The organism is Nocardia sp. NPDC047038, from assembly GCF_040644075.1.
Lineage (GTDB): Bacteria > Actinomycetota > Actinomycetes > Mycobacteriales > Mycobacteriaceae > Nocardia > Nocardia sichangensis.
Window position 1 is genome coordinate 166,570 of sequence record NZ_JBEYVQ010000007.1, and the last position, 20,472, is coordinate 187,041.

At 67.2% G+C, this 20,472-nt stretch carries 16 protein-coding genes and 1 pseudogene; 1 reads left to right on the forward strand and 16 read right to left on the reverse strand.

From position 1 onward, the window contains the following. Positions 1 to 148 precede the first annotated feature (148 nt). From ABZ824_RS23845 to ABZ824_RS23870, 6 genes and pseudogenes are all read right to left on the reverse strand, one after another. Complete coding sequence (locus tag ABZ824_RS23845; RefSeq protein ID WP_355076594.1) at positions 149 to 400, reverse strand: S1 RNA-binding domain-containing protein; 252 nt, start codon at positions 398 to 400, stop codon at positions 149 to 151. A 230-nt stretch (positions 401 to 630) separates the two neighbouring features. Continuing rightward, positions 631 to 2,238 carry a carboxylesterase family protein gene (locus ABZ824_RS23850; RefSeq protein WP_356965403.1) on the reverse strand — a complete coding sequence of 536 codons (1,608 nt, stop codon included), beginning with the start codon at positions 2,236 to 2,238 and terminating at the stop codon, positions 631 to 633. Between the two features lie 430 nt (positions 2,239 to 2,668). Next, positions 2,669 to 5,815, reverse strand: a complete 3,147-nt coding sequence (locus tag ABZ824_RS23855; RefSeq protein WP_356965584.1) for an aminotransferase class I/II-fold pyridoxal phosphate-dependent enzyme — start codon at positions 5,813 to 5,815, stop codon at positions 2,669 to 2,671. A gap of 93 nt (positions 5,816 to 5,908) precedes the next feature. Continuing rightward, a pseudogene (locus ABZ824_RS23860) lies at positions 5,909 to 7,047 on the reverse strand (polyketide synthase); the annotation flags it as partial. Next, positions 6,951 to 7,217: an acyl carrier protein gene (locus ABZ824_RS23865; RefSeq protein ID WP_356965404.1), complete on the reverse strand. Its 267-nt coding sequence runs from the start codon at positions 7,215 to 7,217 to the stop codon at positions 6,951 to 6,953. The pseudogene ABZ824_RS23860 and the gene ABZ824_RS23865, both read right to left, overlap by 97 nt. A gap of 30 nt (positions 7,218 to 7,247) precedes the next feature. Beyond that, complete coding sequence (locus tag ABZ824_RS23870; RefSeq protein ID WP_356965405.1) at positions 7,248 to 8,891, reverse strand: fatty acyl-AMP ligase; 1,644 nt, start codon at positions 8,889 to 8,891, stop codon at positions 7,248 to 7,250. Between the two features lie 307 nt (positions 8,892 to 9,198). Here ABZ824_RS23870 and ABZ824_RS23875 point away from each other — a divergent pair, with 307 nt between their 5' ends. Further along, positions 9,199 to 9,351, forward strand: coding sequence for a hypothetical protein (locus ABZ824_RS23875; RefSeq protein ID WP_356965406.1), 153 nt, complete (start codon positions 9,199 to 9,201; stop codon positions 9,349 to 9,351). Between the two features lie 63 nt (positions 9,352 to 9,414). On the opposite strand, the gene ABZ824_RS23880 is transcribed toward ABZ824_RS23875, so the two are convergent. From ABZ824_RS23880 to ABZ824_RS23925, 10 genes are all read right to left on the reverse strand, one after another. Next, positions 9,415 to 9,765 (reverse strand): hypothetical protein, encoded by a 351-nt coding sequence (locus tag ABZ824_RS23880; protein WP_356965407.1) that lies wholly within the window; start codon positions 9,763 to 9,765, stop codon positions 9,415 to 9,417. 89 nt (positions 9,766 to 9,854) lie between these two features. Next, positions 9,855 to 10,262 (reverse strand): NYN domain-containing protein, encoded by a 408-nt coding sequence (locus ABZ824_RS23885; RefSeq protein ID WP_356965408.1) that lies wholly within the window; start codon positions 10,260 to 10,262, stop codon positions 9,855 to 9,857. A gap of 4 nt (positions 10,263 to 10,266) precedes the next feature. Next, on the reverse strand, positions 10,267 to 11,943 hold the full coding sequence (locus ABZ824_RS23890; protein WP_356965409.1) for a S8 family serine peptidase: 1,677 nt from the start codon (positions 11,941 to 11,943) through the stop codon (positions 10,267 to 10,269). Positions 11,944 to 12,165: 222 nt separating this feature from the next. Then, positions 12,166 to 13,107 (reverse strand): helix-turn-helix domain-containing protein, encoded by a 942-nt coding sequence (locus ABZ824_RS23895; protein WP_356965410.1) that lies wholly within the window; start codon positions 13,105 to 13,107, stop codon positions 12,166 to 12,168. 9 nt (positions 13,108 to 13,116) lie between these two features. Continuing rightward, on the reverse strand, positions 13,117 to 14,913 hold the full coding sequence (locus tag ABZ824_RS23900; RefSeq protein WP_356965411.1) for an NAD(P)/FAD-dependent oxidoreductase: 1,797 nt from the start codon (positions 14,911 to 14,913) through the stop codon (positions 13,117 to 13,119). Between the two features lie 27 nt (positions 14,914 to 14,940). Continuing rightward, positions 14,941 to 15,744, reverse strand: a complete 804-nt coding sequence (locus ABZ824_RS23905) for a TauD/TfdA family dioxygenase (RefSeq protein ID WP_355076612.1) — start codon at positions 15,742 to 15,744, stop codon at positions 14,941 to 14,943. A gap of 14 nt (positions 15,745 to 15,758) precedes the next feature. Next, positions 15,759 to 16,787, reverse strand: a complete 1,029-nt coding sequence (locus ABZ824_RS23910; protein WP_356965412.1) for an isocyanide synthase family protein — start codon at positions 16,785 to 16,787, stop codon at positions 15,759 to 15,761. A gap of 382 nt (positions 16,788 to 17,169) precedes the next feature. Next, positions 17,170 to 18,315: an acyltransferase gene (locus tag ABZ824_RS23915; RefSeq protein ID WP_356965413.1), complete on the reverse strand. Its 1,146-nt coding sequence runs from the start codon at positions 18,313 to 18,315 to the stop codon at positions 17,170 to 17,172. 5 nt (positions 18,316 to 18,320) lie between these two features. Continuing rightward, positions 18,321 to 19,547, reverse strand: coding sequence for an acyl-CoA dehydrogenase family protein (locus tag ABZ824_RS23920; RefSeq protein WP_356965414.1), 1,227 nt, complete (start codon positions 19,545 to 19,547; stop codon positions 18,321 to 18,323). After that, positions 19,510 to 20,325 (reverse strand): SDR family oxidoreductase, encoded by an 816-nt coding sequence (locus tag ABZ824_RS23925; RefSeq protein WP_356965415.1) that lies wholly within the window; start codon positions 20,323 to 20,325, stop codon positions 19,510 to 19,512. Before ABZ824_RS23925 ends, ABZ824_RS23920 begins: the two co-directional genes overlap by 38 nt. Positions 20,326 to 20,472: the final 147 nt, after the last annotated feature.

Here is a 20,472-nt window from a genome sequence, read left to right on the forward strand (position 1 = left end):
CCGCTTCAAAAACAGCACGCGCCGGCGGGGGGGCGGGCGCCCCCCCCGCCCCCCCCGGGGGTGCCCCCTCGCCGGGGGGGGGGGGGGGTTGGGGGGGGGGGGGGGGGGGGGGGCCCCCCCCCCCCCCCCCCCACGCCCGTGCCGAGCCTTATTCAGCGTGCGCCAGAGCGACCCGCTGCCTCTCGGTATCGATATCGAGGATGCGCACCGTCAGAGTGGCACCGACCTGCGGTTCGGTGGACCACTCGGTACGGTGCAGCAATCCGTGAATTCCTGGAGCGACCTCCAGGAACGCGCCGAACGGCGCGATCTGCACGACAGTGGCCTCCAGCACTCCGCCCCGAGCGTGTGCGGCGACGAAGTCCGGCCATCCGCGCTGCGGTGATTCCGAATGGGACATGTGTTTCACCTCCTTCCGGCGTCCCTGTAGTGACATGGGATTCGCGAAGAAGGCGGCGGGCCCCTGGCCCGCCTGATGATCACAGCGCGGCCGGGTAACCGTTCTGTGTGCGGCGTGTCGCCGACCCGGCAGTCATGGCGACGACCATAACCCAGCGCGAAGCGGCACGGCAAGATCAAGAGCCGGAGAACAACGAAAAGCACAGTCCATCACGGACTTCGGGCGATGGATCAGCGGTCGATTTCCGCCCAGAACGCGCAGTCGTGCCTGGCGGCGAAATCGTCCGTCATCACGCTGCCGGTCGCCCGCATGAGCAGAGCGGATCCATCGGGGCCGTTTCCCGTCGACGCAGGCCAGGGCTGCCATTCGGGGGAACCCGGCGCGTTCGGGTCACCGGTGTGGGCGAAGGTGGTCCACCATCGCTGCATCTGCGCGGCGAAAGCGGCGGACGCGCCGGTCCAAGGAATCGGCACGCCCATGAATCTGGTCAACAGATAGTAGAGCTCGGCGGAGTGAAAGGCGCCGGGCAGAACCGGATTGGCGGCACCGAGCGGCGCCTGATCGAATTCGTACTGCCACAGTGGATGTCCGGCATCGCGCGCCGTTCGGCTGGTGGACATGGTGGGACAGGCGAGCTCGCTGTCGGTGATCACCGCGACCTGGGCTGCTGCCGGTGACGGGAATCGGTCCAGCGGATATCGGGCCAGGACGCGGTCCGCGTCGGCGCCGAAGGACCGGCGCACGAAACGCTCGTAGCTCGCCGCGTCCGGGATGTGGCCGCGGGCATAGTCGGTTTCGGCGACGATCAACGCACCTTCCGCGGTGGTGGTCCCGATGAGGATCGGCGCTTTCCTCGGATCCCCCACCAGGCCCTCGTCGAGTGTCCGAGTGATGACGACGCCGTCGATGGCGGGAAACCAAATGGGATTCTCCCCCTCGGATCGGGCGATCGGCGAGTCCAGGAGTCTCGATACGGGCAGTGCGCGCAGGCAGGCCAGCCGGGTCGCGGCGTCGCCGCATCCGACGCTGTCCGCATAGCGCTGCGAGCGCGCGAAAGCGTCGGCACGATCGCTCGGTGCCAGCGGTGCTTGCGCGCAGGGACCGCTCTGGATGATCGCCTTGGCGAACAGGGCGTCGGAGCCGGGTGCGGCGAAGTGGGTGCAGACACTGACGGCGCCGGCCGACTCCCCGAAGATCGTGATGTTGTCCGGATCGCCGCCGAAGATGTGGGCGTTGTCGCGCAACCAGCGCAGCGCGGCTTGCTGATCCTGGATGGCGACCGTACCGGTGGCGCCGCCGGATTCGGCCGCGAGCTCGGGCAGTGCCAGGAAGCCGAACGGTCCGAGGCGGTAGTTGGGGATGGCCACGACGACGTCACCATCCGCGGCCATCCGGGTGGGACCGTCGTATTCGGTGTTGGAGCCGTCGAGATAGCCGCCACCATGGAAGAACACCATGATCGGCCGCGCGCGGTCGCGGTCGCCGTCCGGCGCGTAGACATCGATGGTCAGGCAATCTTCGCCGGTAGGCGCGAGCGACGGTATGCCGGGCAGGTATCCCGTCTGCGGACACTGCGGCCCGTGGTCGCGCGCAGGGCGCACGCCGGGCCACGGCGACACGGGGCGCGGCGGCGCGAACCGCGCTTCCCCCCCGGTGGGCGCGGCGAACGGGATGCCGAAGTATTCGGTGATCCCGTCGACGGCGCGGCCGGAGATCGCGCCGCCGGTCACCACCACATCCAGCGGCGGCGACGCGACCACGGGCGCCGGAGCACCCGCGAACCACGTACCGGCGGCGACCGTCAGAGCGGTCGCGGTTCGCACGATCGAGCGAATCATGGCTGTGCCCTACCTCCGATGCGAGCGCTACGGTCGGCGGCGAGGCAGGCGGCCTCGTCCACCGCGGTAGCCGGCATCGATCGGCTCGGCGTGCACCCTCGGATCAGGAGTCGACCGGACGCACGCGGCGGGAACCGAATCGCCGCTCGAACCCTTCACCTGGCAGTCACACGTGTACGGCGCCCGTGAACCCTCCTGGCCGACTGCGTCGACGGCGTTCGAACAACACCCGACAGCGGACGCCGTGCCCGGCCCTCATCGTCCATCCAACCCGCGGAAAGTCGCCGTTACCGATTGAGCTGCGGCAATGGCACCCGGCTGATGCTACAGCGGTCCGGTGCGCGTCGCGGTACAGACGCAGCCGTTCCGGTCGCCGCGGACCGGTGGCCACCGTCGGTACGCGTCCGACCGGCGACAGCCGAGTCGCGCGTCAGCTGTCGGCGAGCAACGCGAGTTCCTCGGCAAGAATCTCGAGCGTGTCGCGGATCTGGTCTTCGGTATGGCAGGCGGTGACGAAGAACCGCAGGCGCGCCAGATTCTCCGGCACCGCCGGGTACAGGATCGGGTTGACGTTGACGCCGCGGCGCAGCAGCGCGTTCGACAGTTTCAGCGTCTTCAGCGAGTCGCCGACGATGCACGGGACGATCGGTGTGTCGTGGCTGTCGCCGGTGTCGATGCCCGCCTCCCGGGCCAGTCCCAGGAACAGCCGGGAATTGTGCCGTAGGCGTTCCAGCGGTTCGCCCTCGGACCGCATCTGCCGGATCGCCGCGGCCGAGGCGGCGGCGTTCATCGGCGTCATGCCGACGCTGTAGACGAACCCCGGAGTCGTGTATTTCAGGAATCGGATCAGCTCCGCGCTGCCCGCAACGTACCCGCCGCATCCGGCGAGCGCCTTCGACATCGTTCCCGACCACAATTCGACATCGTCGCGGGCGACGCCGAAGTGTTCGCCGATGCCCCCACCGCCCGCGCCGAGCACACCGATGCTGTGCGCCTCATCGATCAGCAACAGCGCCTTGTGCTTCTTCTTGACCGCGATGATCGCGGGCAGGTCCGGAATGTCGCCGTCCTGGCTGTAGACGCCTTCGATCAGGATCAGCACCCGCCGGTACCGGCCGCGGATCTCGGTCAGCAGTTCGTCGAGGGCGGCGTGGTCGTTGTGCGGGAACGGACGGCGGGTCGCGCCCGACAGCTTGCAGCCCTGCACGATGCTGTCGTGCGCGAGGCTGTCGTGGATCACCAGGTCCTCCGGGCCGACCAGGTGCCCGATGATCGTGACGTTCGTGGAGTGGCCGCCGACCAACGCGATAGCGTCCTCGGTGCCGAGCAGGCCCGCGATTTCGGCCTCGAGTTCGCGGTGCACCGGTTTCTCGCCGGAGAGGATCCGGCTGGCCGAGCACGAACTGCCGTAGCGCGCCACGGCTTCCTGCACGGCGGCGACGACCGCCGGATGACCGGACAACCCCAGATAGTTGTAGCTGGAGAAGTTGAGCACCGACGTGCCGTCTACGACGGAGGTGTCCCGCGTGATGCCGTCGTTGATCAGGAAGTAGGGGTTGGACAGACCGAGCGCTTCGACGCCGGAGAACCGGTCGGCGATCGCCTTGACCTCCTCGAATTCCGAGATCCGGTACTCCGGCTCGACGACCGTGTGCCGGGGTTCGGTCGACTCGGCGGCCATGGCTTGCGCGCTCTGCGGCGGAATGGTTGCACCCGCCGAGGTCGTGACATGGGTGACGACGTCACCGAGCGTCGTCGTTGGCGTGAACCGAGCCGGGTCGATGGTCGCCGCGGGTAGTTTGCGAACCAGCGCGGCGATCAGGTCGGTCACCATGAGGGAGTCGAATCCCAGTTCGGCGCCGAGGGTTTGGGTATCGCGGAGCCGATCGGCCGGGAATCCGCTGACCCTCGCGAATTCCGCGCGAACGACGGCCGCGACCGATTCCGGTGCGGGCGGCGGCTTCGCGGTGGTCGTCGGCACCGGGATCTGCTGCCGCACCGTCGGCTCCGTCAGGGACGCGGCGCCCGCCCGCTGCTCTTCGGGCGCGCCGACGAGACTCGCCAGGACGGCGTTCTGTTCCCGGAAGAGTGCGATCAACTGGTCCATGGAGGTTTCCTCGGCTTGCGTGGATCGGGAAGGCGTGGCGGATGGGTCGACCCAGAATCGCTGGCCGGTGGCGAACTCGTAGCCGGGCAGCCTCCGGCGCACGCGCTGCGCGGGTTCGTAGAGCCGGTCCCAGTCGGGGTCGAGTCCGTCGCGGTACAGCGCGGCGACGACGTCTGCGAATTCGCCGCCGGTCGCGCCGGGGCCGGGGCTCGGCGTCAGGCAGCGCGGCGCCAGATCCGGACGGATCCGGCCCACCAGCGCGGCGAGGACGCGGCGCGGCCCGATCTCGATCACATGGCTCGGCTCGGTGCCGAGCGCGGCCTCGACCGCCTCGCCGAAGCGCACTGTGGCGCGAACGTGTTCGGTCCAGTAAGCGGCGTCCATCGTCTCGTTCGCGTCGAGCAGGCGACCGCGCACTGTCGAATAGAGCGGCAGAACCGGTGTCCGATAGGCGCATTCGCGGGCGACCGCCTCGAACCGCTCCACCATGGGTTCCATCAGCGGGCTGTGGAAGGCGTGCGATACGGTGAGCGGCCTGGTTGCGACCCCACGCGCCGCGAGCGCCTCCCGCATGCGGACGATCGCCGGGGCGGCGCCGGACAACACGATCTCCCCCGGCCCGTTGACGGCTGCGATCGCGACGTCCGTTCGGCCGGAGAGCATTCCGGCGACTTCGGCCGGGTCCGCTCGCACGGCGAGCATCGCGCCGCCCTCCGGGAGCTGCCGCATCAGCTCGCCTCGTGCGACGACGAGACGGCAGGCGTCGTCCAGGTCGAACACGCCCGCCACTGCCGCCGCCGCGAACTCGCCGATGCTGTGTCCGATCACCCAGGCCGGACGGACGCCGGTGCGGGCGAGCGACTCGGCCAAGGCGTACTCCATCGCGAAGATCGCCGGTTGCGCCAGTTCGGTGCGGTCGATCTCGGTGTGCTCGTCGAGCATCAGCTCGCGCACCGACCGGCCGAGATGGGCCGCCATGACCTGGTCGACCTGCTCCAGCGCGTGCCGGAACAGCGGGACGGCCGCGTCCAACACGCGTGCCATGCCCGCGAATTGCGAACCTTGGCCGGTGCACATCCAGCCGACGCCGACCGGCCGCACCACCCCGGTCTCCGCACCGTCGCGCAGCCGGGCGATCGCGGCGTCGCGATCGGCCGCGGCGACGGCGAGCCTGGCGCGACCGGAGGACTTGATTCGGTTGCTGGTCCAGCAGACTTGCGCGAACTGGTCCTGCGGCATGGCCGCCAAGGCATCGGCAAGGCGATCGGCATTGCGCCGCAAGCCTTCCGCGTCGTTCGCCGACAGGGTGAGCACTCCGCCACCGGGCGTCCCTGACGTTCCGGTGATGGGCGGGCTGCCCAGCACGACATGGGCGTTCGTGCCGCCGAGGCCGAAACTGCTGACTCCGCCGTAGCCGGGACCGTCCAGCGGCATCGCGTCGGTGAGCAGACGCAGACCCTGCTGACTCATCCGCAGCCGCGGATTCTCCTGATCGGCGAACCGCGACGGCGGAACGACACCGTGCCGCAGGCTGAGGGCCACCTTGATCAGGCCCGCGACGCCCGCCGCGCCCTCGGTGTGACCGAGATTGCCCTTGATCGAACCGATTCCGCACGGCCGCGACCGGTTGCGCCCGTGCAGTTGCCCCAGCGCCTTGACCTCGATCATGTCGCCGAGCACCGTTCCGGTGCCGTGCGCCTCGAGGAAGTCCACCTGCTCGGGCCGTACCCCGGCACGCTCGCACGCCTCCCCGATCACCTGCTGCTGCGCCCACCGGTTCGGCGCCGTGATGCCGTTGCTCCGCCCGTCGGAATTGACCGCGCTGCCCTTGATCACCGCGTAGATCGGCAGGCCTGCCGCCTGCGCGTCGGCGAGCCGCCGGAGCACGAGCACCGCGACGCCCTCGCCGCGCACGATCCCGTCGGCGCTGCCGCTGAAGGGCTTGCACCGAGCATCAGGAGCGGAGAGACCGGCCTGGGTGTAGAAGACGCCGACGGCGGGGGTGAGCACGAGGTTGACGCCACCGGCGACGGCCTGGTCGCACTCGCCGGAAGCCAGCGCGCCGCAGGCGAGGTGGATCGCGACCAGCGACGACGAGCAGGCCGTGTCGACCGCGACACTCGGTCCTCTCAGGTCGAACTGGTAGGACAGCCGGTTGGCGGTCATGAAGTAGCCGTTGCCGGAGCCGTGCTGCGGCGTGATCGCGGCGTAGTCGCTCATCTGCAGGTTGGCCCATTCGTTGGCCATCACGCCGACGAACACCCCGGTCCGCGAACCGGCCTCGCCGCGCGGGTCGAGTGTGGCGTCTTCGAAGGCCCGCCAGGTGGCTTGCAGCAGCAATCGCTGTTGCGGGTCCATCGCCTCGGCTTCGCGCGGGGGATGCCGAAGAATTCGGCGTCGAACGCGTCCGCGTCGTCGAGGAAGCCGCCGCCGCGAGTGTTGATGGTGCCGGGCGCACCGGCCGGGTCGTGGAAGTCGGCGGCGTTCCAGCGGCTCGCCGGGACCTCGGAGATCGCGTCACGTCCGTCGATCAGCAGCCGCCACAGCGCGGCCGGATCGGGTGCTTGGGGGAATCGGCAGTCGATGCCGACGATGGCGATGTCGGTCATGCGGCGAGGGTGAATTCGGCGGCGAGGTAGGCGGCGATATCGGCGATGGTCGGGTACTCGAAGACCAGGATCGGGTCGACCTCGCGCGACCATCGGTCCTCGATCTCACCGCACAGGTTCACCGCCGAGACGGAGTCCAGGCCGAGCTCGGCGAGCGGGACGGACGGATCCACCTCGTGCGGTGCGCGCTCGGTGTAATCCGCGACGCGCTCCACGAGCCAATCCTCGATCGTCTTCGGGCGAACAGTGATGGCGCTGAACATGTTTCAGGCTCCTCGGCGGGTTTCGATCGATCAGACGGTCATGGATCGGCTCAGCGCCGGTTCGAGATCCTCGTGCAGCACATTCGCGACGCGGCCCTGGAGAAACGCCTTCCGCATCGAGCTGCGCCGGACCTTCCCACTGGTAGTGCGGTGCACCGACCTGGGCGCGACGAGAACGACATTCGGCGCGGGTACGTCGAACCTGCGAGCGATCGCCGACTTGATCGTCGAGGTGAACTCGGCGAGGGTGGTGTCGCCTTGCAGCGCCGTCTTGACACCCTGGAGCACGACAAGCCTCTCCCGGCCGCTCGCATCGACGGATATGGCGACGCCTGCACTGTCCGCGAACGCCGGATGCAACTCGCCGATCAGCCCCTCGATGTCCTGGGGATAGACGTTGCGTCCGTTGACGATCAACAGATCCTTCAGGCGGCCCGCGACGAACAACTCGTTGTCACTCAGCAGACCGAGATCACCGGTGCGCAGAAACGGTCCCTCGGTGCCGAGGTAAGCCTCGAAGGTTTCGCGGGTCTCCTCTGGGCGGTTCCAGTAACCGACGGCGACACTGCCGCCGCGAATCCAGATTTCGCCGACGGTGTTCTCCGGCAGCTGTTGCCGCCGGTGCGGGTCGACGATCCGGATATCGAGACCACGGGCCGCGTGTCCGCAGCCGACGAGCCGAGTTTCGTGGCCGATGTCGAGGAAGACCGGCGCCGAAGGGGCGGTTCGGCCGCTGGCGAGCAGCGTCACCTCGGCCAGGCCGTAGGCAGGCCGGAATGTCGTCGGCCGCCAACCCACGGGCGCGAACCGTTCGAGCACCGCCGTCATGGTCCGCTCACGGATCGGTTCGGCGCCGCTGAGCGTGATCTCGAGCGTGCTGAGATCGAGATCGGCCAACTGCTCGTCGGTTACCCGGCGCGCGATCAGGTGGTAGGCGAAATCGGGTGCGGCGGTGAAGGTCCCGCGATACTTGTCGATGGCACGCAGCCAGCGCACCGGGCGCTTGAGGAACGTCGTCGGCGCCATGAACACCAGGTTCGCGCCGGCGTACACCGCCCCCAGCAGCAGCCCGATCAGACCCATGTCGTGAAAGTGCGGAAGCCAACCGACGCCGGTGCCGGCATCGTTCATCCCGCCCGCGGCGATGGCGGCCTCGTTGTGCATGAGATTGCCGTGGGTCACGACAACGCCTTTGGGTGTGCCGGTTGAGCCGGACGTATATTGCAGGAAGGCGATCGTGGCGGCGGCGATGGCGGGCATCTCCCACGCGTCGGGCTCACCGAGCGGACCGTCGGCCGCGACTACGGTCACGGGCGCAGCCGCTTCGACAAGCGGCTGGAAGTGCGCGGTCGTGAGTACCAATCGGGCGCCGGAATCCGCGATCACACTTGCCAGTCGTCGCGTGCTGTTCGCATCGTGCGGCACGGGCGCGGGAACTGCCACCACCCCGGCGTACAGGCACCCGAGAAACGCCCGCAAGAAGGCCATCCCGTCGAGATAGAGCAGCACGACCGGCTCGACCGACTCCGGACGGCCCGCGAGCCAAGCCGCGAACGCTCTGGCGTCACGGTCGAGTTCGCGGTAGGTGCGGATCTCCTCGCTGAGCTCGAGCCCGGCCTCACGAAGATAGGTGTATGACCTGGCATCCCCATATTCGGCAACCTGTTGCCTCATGTGGTGAACGAAAGTCGGCTGCATCTCGTGGTTCCTTCGTAGCGATCGGCATTGGGAGTTCGGCTACTACTGTGCGCTGGCCATAACCGCAGAACCAGGGACCGCAGGGAGCGCCCGGCAAACCCACAGGGTGGCATCGTGACACCCCTGGGGTGGTGGTATTCCCGCGCCGCCGTGTAGATAGCTGTCGATCTGCTGACCGCACATATCCGTGACCGGCCGAGGACCCTCGCAACACTAGTTGCTTAGCGCAAGCAATCACTATATAGTTGCATAGCGCAAGCAACTTATCTCGTCTGGAGCGGCCATGGCAGTCTCGTCCGATACGGCTCATGGGCGGGCCCGCCTGATCCGGGCGACGGCCCCCACACTCGACCCGATGCGAGCCGAGGCTCGCACGGAGGCGGGACACGCGAGTGCCGCACAGCAGGACGCCAAACAACCGGCTCTGCTGGACTGAGTCGCGGATACGGGTAGAGCCCCGAAGCCTTCGGGGCTCTACGCGTCTGTCACCAGTGCCAACTCAGCGGGGCGGACGCTCGGCGGAGCGCAGATCGACGGTCGTCGCCGAGGTCAGGGCGACGGCCAGGCAGCGCAACTCCCCTGGTATCAGTATCGATCGGATCGCGCCCTGGAAACACTCGAGCATCGCGCCGTCGGACCACCGCACGTCGTAGCGGTACCAGCACCGACCCGCGCCGCCGGCGCGCTGGACGTCCCGCTCGACCCGCACGGCCAGTTCGGCGAGCGCCGCGCGAACCTGACCGGGCGCGCCGGTGCTGGCGATCTTCCACCACGGCCGATTGAAGTAACCTGGCTCGGAGATCTCGACCAGGTAGAGCAACGGCATCCCCACGACGTCGGAGGCGGTCATACCGCTCAGACTGCCGCAAAACGGACTGGACAGATGGGTGAAACGCCGGGCGTCATCAATGCGAGACCTACCACCCGGCGCTGACCGCGTCAGGAGCCGACGCGGTCGAGCAACCAGCGTGGACCGACCGCATCCGCGCCGTGAACCGCCACGCGGTCACGCAGTCCCCGGTCCGCCGTCACCACGGTGATCGGACGGCGGCCGTCCTGCGCACGAGCCGCGGCCACCACACCGACGATGGCGTCGTCGCCCGAACCGTCCGCCCGAACCACACGCACCCCGCCGACCTCCGGGTCCGCCGCATCGACCGCGGCCTTCGCCGCTCCCTCGAGCACCACGATCACCTCGGTGCGTTCCGCCAGGCGTTCCGGCAGTCCGGCAATCCGCTCGAGCAGTCGCCGAGCGGCACCGGGGCGGTCGCGCCACCATCCGTCGGGTCGTGAACCGATGACATTCGCGGCGTCCACCACGATCAACCGAACGCCCTCCGCCGTCACCCCCTCAGTCTCCTCCCACGGTGAGCACCGCATCGGCGGCGGATTCGGCTCCCTCGGGCCGCGCCGCTCGCACCGCGGCGAGGGCGTTGATCCTGCCGTACCCGTACTTGTCGCTGTGGCCGTCGGACCCGTAGCCGCCACCCTGCGGATCGATCTTGTCGCAGGCGCCTTTCAGCATGTTCTTCACCTCGTCCCAGGACAGCCCGGGATTCACCGACAGCATCAGGGCGACTGTCCCGGCTGCTCCCGGGCAAGCGCTGGACGTACCACCGAAGTCGTTGGTGTAATCGCCCGCCGCGTCGCCCGACGCCGTCGTGCCGGGGTTGTAGCCGTCGGCACCGTGCCGGTCCACCGTCCAGATTCCGGGCGTGAGCGGGGCGGGATGCCCGAACGGGCGGTGCCCGATGTCGCTGCTGGGGAACGCACACCACACCGCTTTGCCGAAATCGCTGTACACGCTGCGCTTACCGGTGTCGTTGCAGGCCGCGACGGCGATGACCTTCGCGAAACCGGCATAGCCGTCGTTGTCGACGGACTCGTTGCCGTTGCCCGCCGCGAACAGCACCACACAGCCCTTGCCGCCGCGTCCGCTGGTGACGGCGTGCTCGATTGCCAGCCTGGTGCTCGCGGGCAGCGCCACGACCCGATTGTGCGCCGGATCGCCCGGCTGGAACCATGCGCCGTCGGCCGGGCCCCAGCTGCACGAGATGACGTCCGCGCCGTGGTCGGCGGCCCACTGAAAGGCGTCCGCCTCGGCTTGCGAACCGAGCCCGGAGGCGAGCCGGATCGGCATCAGCCGGGCTTCCGGCGCTACTCCGGATGCCCCGGCCGTGCCGTTGGCGCAGGCCACGCCCGCGCACGCGGTGCCGTGATTGTCACCGTTGTCGGGGCCGGTTCCGAAACTGTCCTTCGGGCGCGGATCGCCGGTCTTCGCCGTGACGTCCCGTGGCGCGATGATCTTGGCGGCACCGGCGAATTCGGGATGGTCGATGTCGATGCCGTCATCGATGATCGCGATCGTCACCCCGGCCCCTCGGGTGATCGCGTGGGCGGCTTCCACTCCGGCATGCGCGTCGATCGTGACACCGCCGATGGTGGTCTTCTTCAGATGCCACTGCTGGGGAAAGATGGTCTTCTTGGCGCGGCTGCGGATCAGCTCGGGATGGCAGTACTCGACGTCGTCGCGATTCAGCAGCGCGGCGGCGATGTCGAACACCTGTTGGCCGGTGCCCTCCGTGGCCGCCGTGAAGTACGCATTGTTCGCGTACGAAACCTCTTGCTTCACAGTAAGATTCGCAGCTGCGAGCACAGCGAGACAATGCTCCCGATCGACGCGGTCGACGAACTTCACGAAGATGTTCTCCGTATAGAGCACCGGTTCCCCGGTGCCAGGATCCACCAGGACGTGCCCGGCGAACCGCACCTCCGGCGCGGCGTCGAGCACCGGCTTGCGCTGCTCCACCGATCTCGATCCCGCGGGCAGCCGGTAGACCTCCACCCCCGCCTCCGGGTAGGCCTGCACCAGTGTCGCGTCGTCGAGTTCGGCGCCGAGCGGGGTGCGCACCGACCCCGATTGCCGCCGGATCCCGCGACCGCTGTGCGTGCGCACCACGATCAGATCGGGACTCTGCGCCAGCTCGAAACCAGGATCGTCCTTCGTACCGAAATTCGCCGTGGGCACCATGATGTCCTTCGCCGTGGGGACCGAAGCACCAACTATGAACCAAAACTGCGGCCACCGCGGAAACACGGAGTAGAGCGACACTCTCGTGTCGGCGGCTCCCGCCTCGGCAGACCCATGGAACCCGCAGGCCTCGCGCCCGGGACTTCTCGCCGTGGATCCGGACCGGTACGCGAATCCACGGCGAGAGACGACGGGTCACGCGGACAGCCGCGCGACGGGTCAGCGGAAGGCCCGCCGGTACTCCTGCGGCGTCACCCCCACGGTCTTGCGAAACACCTTCCGGAATGCGGCCACCGAAGGAAATCCCGTTCGAACGGTGATGCACTCCATCGTCAGAATGGTCGTCTCGAGCAACACCTGCGCCCTGCGCACCCGGGCGGTCTGGAGCCACTCGTTCGGCGTCATCCGGACCTGCTCGTGGAAGCGCCGGATCAGCGTGCGCTTGCTGACTCCGGCTCGTTCCGCGAGATCCAGCACGGTGATCTGCTCACTGAGCATCATCTCCGCCCACTCCAGTGTGGGATTGATGGACTTGCTGTCCGCCTCCGAGCGCGGACGTTCCACGATGAATTGCGCTTGTCCCCCGTCGCGGGTCAGCGGCATCACCGACAACCTGGCGGTATCCGCCGCCACCGCGGTCCCGTAATCCGTGCGCACCATATGGAGGCACAGATCCAACCCGGCCGCGGCGCCGGCCGAAGTCAGGATGCTCCCGTTGTCCACGTAGAGCACCGTGGGATCCACTCGAACGCGCGGATAGCTCCTCGACAATTCGGTAGCGGCCATCCAATGCGTCGTCGCGCGCTTTCCGTCGAGCAACCCCACCGAGGCGAGGGTGAACGCGCCCAAGCAGATCGATGCCACCCTCGCACCGCGCTCATGGGCGCGCACCAACGCCTTTCGCAACCGATCCGGTATCTGCGACCGATAACTCATCGCTCCCGGCACGACGATGGTTTCGGCCTCGTCCTCGAGATAGTCGATTCCCCCGGGACATGAGATGTCGAAGAACTTCGACGGAACGTCCGACTGCACCCCGCAGACCTGAACCTCGTACGCCGCGGTGCCGTCCTCCTGCATGGCCCGCCCGAAGATTTCGAGCGGAACCGAGAGATCGAACGGAATCACGTCGTCGACGGCCAGAACAGCCAATGACCTCATGTCCTCGACCTAGTCGACCCGCTGCTGCGAGTCCGGTCCCGTCACCACCAACCCGGCGCGGATCAAGCGCTTCAGGGCTCGCCCTTGCAGCACCGTCAACTGTGGCGCCAGCTCCGACCACCGGGCGGGACCACGGTTCAGCGTCTCCCACAGTTGCTCGCCACCGTCGCGCTCCAGGCACCGCACCTCGATGTCCGGGTCGGCCGCGGAGTAGATCCGATGGCAGGCAACGGCGTCGGCGAGCGGCGCCGGCGCCGCGTCGCTGTTGGCGATGGGGTCCCGCCAGTAGGCGGCCAGTCCGTCGCGAACCACCTGCGGAATCTCGAACGGCGGCGACATCCCCTTGAAGCCGGGGATGTCCGCCGCCACGCCGGTGCGAATGCGCGCGTCCGGAGACAGCGCCACGATGTCGTCCTGCGCCAGTTCGACCGCGTCGGCCGCGGTGAAGGCCCGCAGGTACGGTCCTTCGTTGGCGAGATCGCGCGGATCTCGGGTGCCCTTGGTCATGATGTTCAGCAGGTCGGGCACCAGCGCGGTGTTCAGCAACGCCTGGAAGGTTCCCTCCGTCGCGTTGTCGGCTTCGACTCGCCTGCCTTCCGCGCTCCAGTAGGGGCTGTCCGGATGCGAGCGAGAGATCTCGTGGTACCACTGGTCGATACTCAGCGCCCAGGTCTCCGCCATCCCGCGCCACTCGACGTCGTAGTCCCGCCAGAGATCTCGCTTGGACTGCTCGTCCAACTCCTGGTCGAACGTCTTGCGCAGCACCAAGGCGGCCGCCCACGCTTGCGTGACGGCGAAGGACATGCCGGAGGAGAAGAGCGGATCGACGAAGTACGACGCGTCCCCGACCGCCATCCAGCGATCCTCGTACGAGCCGAAGCATTCGCTGACCCTGGAATAGTTGGTGGCCGTCAGCATCTCGTCACGGATCGGCTCCGCGTTCGCCACCAGATCCTGGAGCACCGGAATCGACTTGATCGTCTTCAGGAAAATGTCCGGATCACGCAGATCCACCCGCGCGATCGACTCCGGATTGGTCACGACGCCGATCGACCACACCGTCTCCCGCACGCCGTCGACCAGCCGGGGCGTCGGGATGTACCACACCCATCCGTGCTCGAACGCCACCGCGTAGATCGGGGACAGATCGTCCGCGCGGAATACGTTCCAGTCTCCCGCCGCCCGCTGGGCGGGCACGCAATTGCGGTAGTGCGACCACACGGCTACGTTGCGGTAGTCCGAGAGCCACTGCTTGTCACGCTGCGACCCGCGGGCGGCCACTTGATTCGCCCGGCCGGAAGCGTCGACGAAATAGCGTGCCGTGACTTCGGTTCCGTCCTCCAGCACGACCGTGGCCCGGTCCGCGTCGGCGAGGAACCGCACCACCCGCACGCCCTGGAAAACGTGCGCGCCGCAGGACTCGGCGTGCTCGAGCAGCACGGTGTCGAATTCGGCGCGGTTGATGTGCACCGACCAGCGGTACACACCGTCGACCAGATAGTCCGAGTGCTCGAAGAAGCCGACGAACGGCCGCTCGGTGTCCCACTGGTAGATTCCGCCGAACTTCTGGATCCAGCACTCGCTCGCCAGCACCTTCTCGAGCGCGCCGCTGGCTTGCAGAACGGGGACCAGCGGGTGCGCACCCGATTCGCCGATGTGCTCGCGCGGGAACACCTCGCGGTCGAACACCGCCACACGCAGATCGGTGTCGCGGCAGAGCATCGCGGCGAGCGTGGACCCGGCCGGCCCACCACCCATGATGACGACGTCGTAGTCGTCCGCTGGTCCGGAGATTGAATTAGCCATTGATATTCCTCCCTGATGGCCGATTTCTCAGATGATCTGGATGCGCTGGAGGTGCCGCGAGACCGACCCGGTGAACGAGTTCCGGCCGTGCAGCAGAGCGTGGTTCTCGGCCACGACGATGTCGCCGGTCCGCCACTCGTGGGCGTAGCAGTAGCGGGCGTCGTGCAGCCGCTCGCGCAGGTCCTCCATGACGCGCACGCCGTCCTCGGCCGAGATGCCGTCGACGGTCAAGAACAGCGGATTGGCGTAGCGCGCGGGATCCAGGGGCTCGGCGTATCTGATCGTCGTCTCGCCGGTGGCCGGATGGGTGCCGAGCAAGGGCCATTCGGCCAGGCCGCCGTAGTGCGCGAGTTTGTCGGTGCGGTACGTGATCGAGGTGCGGGCCCACAGTTCTTTCAGGTCTTCCGGCGCGTCCCGATAGGTTTGGACGCTGTCGCAGAACACGGTCTCGCCGCCCGCGCCCTCGCCGCGCAGACATTGGAAGAGGAAGAATCGAGGCACCTGCTCGGCGAACGCGCCGTCCCAGTGGAACGGGACATCGCCTTTGTCGAACAGATAGTTGTCGGGAGTGTCCCGGACCACCAGATCCAGGATCGACCCGAAGTTCCATTGCAGGATCTCTCCCGCTGCCCGGCAATAGTTTTCGAGTTCCTGCTTGCCGAGCAGGCCGAATCCGCGGAGTACGACCACTTTCGCATCCAGCGCCAGCGCGAGCAGTTCCTCGACCGGCACATCGGCGAGGGTTCGTCCTTCCGAACCGGACTCCACCAGGCGGCCGAACGGCCGCAGCGGCTCCCCCTCGAGCAGTACCTCGTTCAAGCTTTTCGTCATGTGTCTCCTCAGGTTCACTGTGTTTCGATCTCTGGTGTCCGTCCGAGGACGAAATGACTGGGGCGACTGTTGCGCCATACCAGACGAGCACCGAGCTCCTCGGCGTGCATCCGCTTGACCAGCGAGTAGTTCGTTCCGTCGTCGAGCACCACGCCGTGCCACGGAGTCAGCCAGCTGTCCTGGGTCCGCAGCAGATGGAAGCCGATCTTCTCGGAGTGATTCGTCTGCGGATGGATCGACAGCCGCACCGCGTCGGGGAAGATCTCTCCCATCAGACGGCTCCACGCCTGACTGCGCTGCACCACCGCGTAAGCGGTCTCCTTCGATCGGTTGCGCCGCTGCGTGGCCGACAGGTCGGGCAACAGCACGGCGTTGTCCTCGACCATGAACCGGTGTATTCCGTTGAACATGCGCCGGGCCGCGGGTTCCGTCCGGATCGCCTCGCGCAGCGCGTCGATGCCGTCGGAGTACTCGGCGAGCAGGCGGCGCCTGCGTTCGTCCCAGGACATCTCCGGCATGGCGTCGCGCAGGCCGTACAGGCCGACGGAGCCGCCGCCGGTCGAGCGGATGACGCGGCGGAGTTCGTCACCGTAGTCGTCCACGTGAACGTCCGGAATGCCAAGCGTGTCACTGAACACGTGGCCGTCGGAGCAGATGGTGACGATGGCGCCCGGCCGGTAGACGGCCGAGATCTGGTCACAGAATCCCTGCAGGGACTCGATCGCCAGAGTTTCCGCCATGTCGGGCAGCCGCCCCAGCGTCTTGCGGCGGTTGCGCGACTTCGCCGGGAACGCGGGGATGATGAAATGGACCGGCACGCCGGCCTCGATGTATCGGATCACTTTGCTCAGGTGCGGCGCGAAGCAGTCCGCACAGGGAGCCACATCGCACAGCGACTTCTCCTCGGCACTGCGCCGACGGGCGAAGACCATGCGAAGGATCCGGGTGGCAACCGACTCGACGTCGTCGTCGGGTCTCGGGTGGGCTTGTGGTCGCTCGAGCTCCTGGAGTCGCTCGGAGCCGTTGTCGACAGTCGTACTCATCACTACCTTCCGGACACACCAAAAGAGCGCACGCAACCGGACGGCACAGAAAAATTCCCGCGATCAGCGCGGAGCGAGCCGTCGGCATCTGCTTGCGATCAGAACGTCGTGCTGGGATACGGATTCAGTGCCGAAATTCATTCGATACCCGAGAACCGCGAGCCCCGATGCTCACAGCCGGATCCGAATCACCTACCCCAATTGATCCAGCACCCCCCATGTTTTAAACGGTTCTGTGGTTTATAACACCAGGATAGCGCTGCCCGGACAGGGCGGCAACCATATTGTTTTCCACCGCAGGGAAGGCAATTCGGCGGTGCATGGCATCGCCACGCACCGCCGAACAGGTAATTCGATTGTTGCCGACAGTAAACCGGAGCGCCTAACTCGCCACCTTTTCCGCGACAACCGCGACGCGTTTCGGCCGGGCGAAGCGGCGCATCGCGGGAGATTCCACGAAGGTGAACAAAGACCATGCGGCGAGAATATTCAGGAAGAACAACGCGACGATCAGCGATACCGCGACCGGCGCGCTGAAGGTGGCGGCGTCCATCGTGCGGCGGACGTAGAACAGCGTCACGCCTTGACAGATGTAGAAGGCGAAGGAGATCTCACCGAGCCGCACCATCAGCCTGCTGGACAGGAACCGCGAGGCGCCGTCGAGGTCGGACTGGGCGGCGGAGCCGATCAACAGCGCGAGGGGCACCGCGGTCGCCAGGACGAAGCCGACGTAGAACGGCGTGTACATCGCCACCACGTATCCCGCGACCACCGCTGCGAGAGACGCCCAGAGCGGCACCCGTATCCAGCGCCCCTCTTGCACTATCCGTGCCACGAATACGCCGAGGAAGAATTCGAACAGCCGCGACGGCGGAAAGAGATAGCCGAACCAGAGCTGCAATACGGGTATGGGTGTGAGCTCCGACTTCTCGGAACTCGGTATGACGAATGCGGTCAGCAGCACGATCACACAGATGCCGGCCACCATGGCGGCGGCGCAGTACCACAGGTATTTCGACTCGATGCGCAGTACGACCGGTATCAGGAACGGGAACAGAACATAGAACAGGAGCTCACAGGACAATGTCCAGGACGGCGTGTTGACCCCCGCGTTGATGTAATTCTGCGGGAACCAGGCATGGATCAGGAATAAATTCGGCAGCCATGCCTTCCACGGCGTGATAGCCGCCGCGAACAACACCATCGAGGCCACCCACAGCGTCAAGTGATTGGGAAATATCTTGACCACTCGCCGCCGAATGAACTGCAATTTGCTCGATCCCGGTTTCCACGACCAGGTCAGCACGAAGCCGCTCAAGACGAAGAAGAACGACACCCCGAGAAAACCCGCCTTGCCGACCACCCATGCCGCGTCGTAGGCGATATCCGGGTCGGCGAACAGATTGACCGGTTTGTAAGGCGGTATCGGCGAGGCGGGCAGCATCACATGGAAGACGAACACCGAGAACGCCGCGAAGAACCGCAGTCCGGTCAGGGACGGCAGCCGTTTGCGATTATCGACTTCCATCGCGATCAGCCCAGACCCACGACGAAGGGGAATTCCGGTCTGCCGCCCAGCACGAAGGCGCCGGTGGACTGGATCACCTGGTCATGCGCGATGACGTGCCGCGCCATCGTGTTCGTGTCACGCAGCCAGATGTCCAGCGGATTCGGCCGGTAGATCGAATCGGTGCCGACGAGTTCGCACAGCCGGGTGAGGATCCGCTGCGCGGCGCGGAACGCGTTGGTCCTTGCCAAGGCGGTCGCGATCCGGAGATCGGTCGGCAAGTCCGCGAAACGCCTGTGGTCCAACGCGTTCCACAGCTCCTCCACCGTGTTGACGACAGCGCCGCGCGCGACGATGTACTCCATCTCGCACTCACCGAGCAGGTACTGGGCGCGGTAGTTGTCCGCCCACTTCTGACCGGTCGCGTTCACCGTCTTCCCCTCCGCCAGGCCGCGGACGTAGTCGAGGGCCGCACGGGCCGTGCCGAGCGGGACACCCGGCATGATGCGGGCCAGCGCCTCCGGTTCGGACAGCTTCCCGCGACAGCTTTTCCGTTCACTGAACGCGAAGGAATGGTGCTCCGGGACGAAGAGACCCTCGACCGCGTAATCGTTGCTGCCGCTGCCGCGCAAGCCCGTGGTGTCCCAGGTGTCGAACACGGCGACCTGATCGCGGGGCATGAAGAAGAGCCGGACGACCGGCGCGCCCTCCGCGGACTCTTCCATGCGACCGCCCGATGTCACGAAAGCGCCGCCGATGACCAGGTCCGCGTGCGTGATGGCGCTGCCGAACTTCCAACGCCCCGTCAGGCGATAACCGTTCGCCACCCGCTCGGCGCGGCCGGCCGGGAAGATCAGTCCCGCGGTGATCAGATCCTGGGTCGGCATCAGCTCCGCGACGGCCCGCTCGTCGAGATAGCCGGCGTAGATGCCGGTCGCGGCGCCGATCATGGCGCACCAGCCGGTGGCGGTGTCCCCGTAGGACAGCGCCTCGACGACCTCGAATTGCTCCAGCGACGTCAGGCCGGGGCCACCGATCTCCGCACTGAAACACATGCGGTACACACCGATCTCACGCAGCCGCTCGACGATGTCGGAGGGAAGCCTGCGCTCCGCATCGATCTCACTGCGACGTGCCGCAAGATCGGGAACCAGCGAACGCACCGCGGTCAGCAGGGATGTCGCCGAAATTGTTGCTGCAGTCATTGCGGAACTCCTAAGCCAGAGAAGTTGCGTGCGGTCCCGGCCGCTCACGCTGGAGCAGTTCGATCGCCGAAGTGGTCTGCTCGGGACCGAGGGCCGAGTAACCGCCGTCCACGGTCCATTCGGCTCCGGTGACGAAGCTCGCTTTGGGCGAGGCGAGGAACGCCGCGACTTCACCGATCTCGCGTGCGTCTCCCGCCCTGCCCAGCATGTGGAACCGGGAGGCCACCGCATCGGTGCGGGCTCGGTCCCCTTCGGTGATCTCGTTCATCACGCGAGACCAGGTCCAGCCCGGCGAGACACTGTTCACCCGGATCCCGTCGCCCGCGTATTCCAATGCGAGACTGCGGGTCAGCTGCAACAACCCCGCCTTGCTGACCGGGTATCGAACGCGCCCGGCCTGAGCTACTCGCCCGCTGGGCGAGGTGAAGTTGACGATGGACCCCGCCGTGTCCCGCAGTCGGTTTCGGGCCTCTTCGCACAACATCGCCGTACCGACGACATTGGTGTTCAGCACCTCGAGCCACTCGGCCCGCGCATCTGCGCCAGGCCCGTCGTCACCGTAGACGCAGGCGATGTTGACCAGCGCGTCGATGCGTCCGTGCGCGTCGGCCGCGTCCGCGACGAACGACCTGACCGACGAATCGCTGCGCAGGTCGACGGGTACGAAGAGAGCGCGCTCGCCGATCTCGGCGGCCGCCTTCTCTCCCCCGTCCGTATCCAGGTCACCCAGTACGACATTCGCCGAATAATCGGCGAAGACGCGAGCGACTTCGGTGCCGATGATGGTTGCCGCACCGGTTACGAGTACTGTCTTACCTTCGAACAACGTCGACTCCCCTCGGCCGCGCCCTCCGACCGGCGCAAGCCACGGATCGAAGTATTCCGAACGGAAAGAGCGACCAGCCAGTACCTTTCGCGACAGACATGCACACCTTTGCGCCAGCCCGCGCCGACACCCCCGTGAATGTGTCGT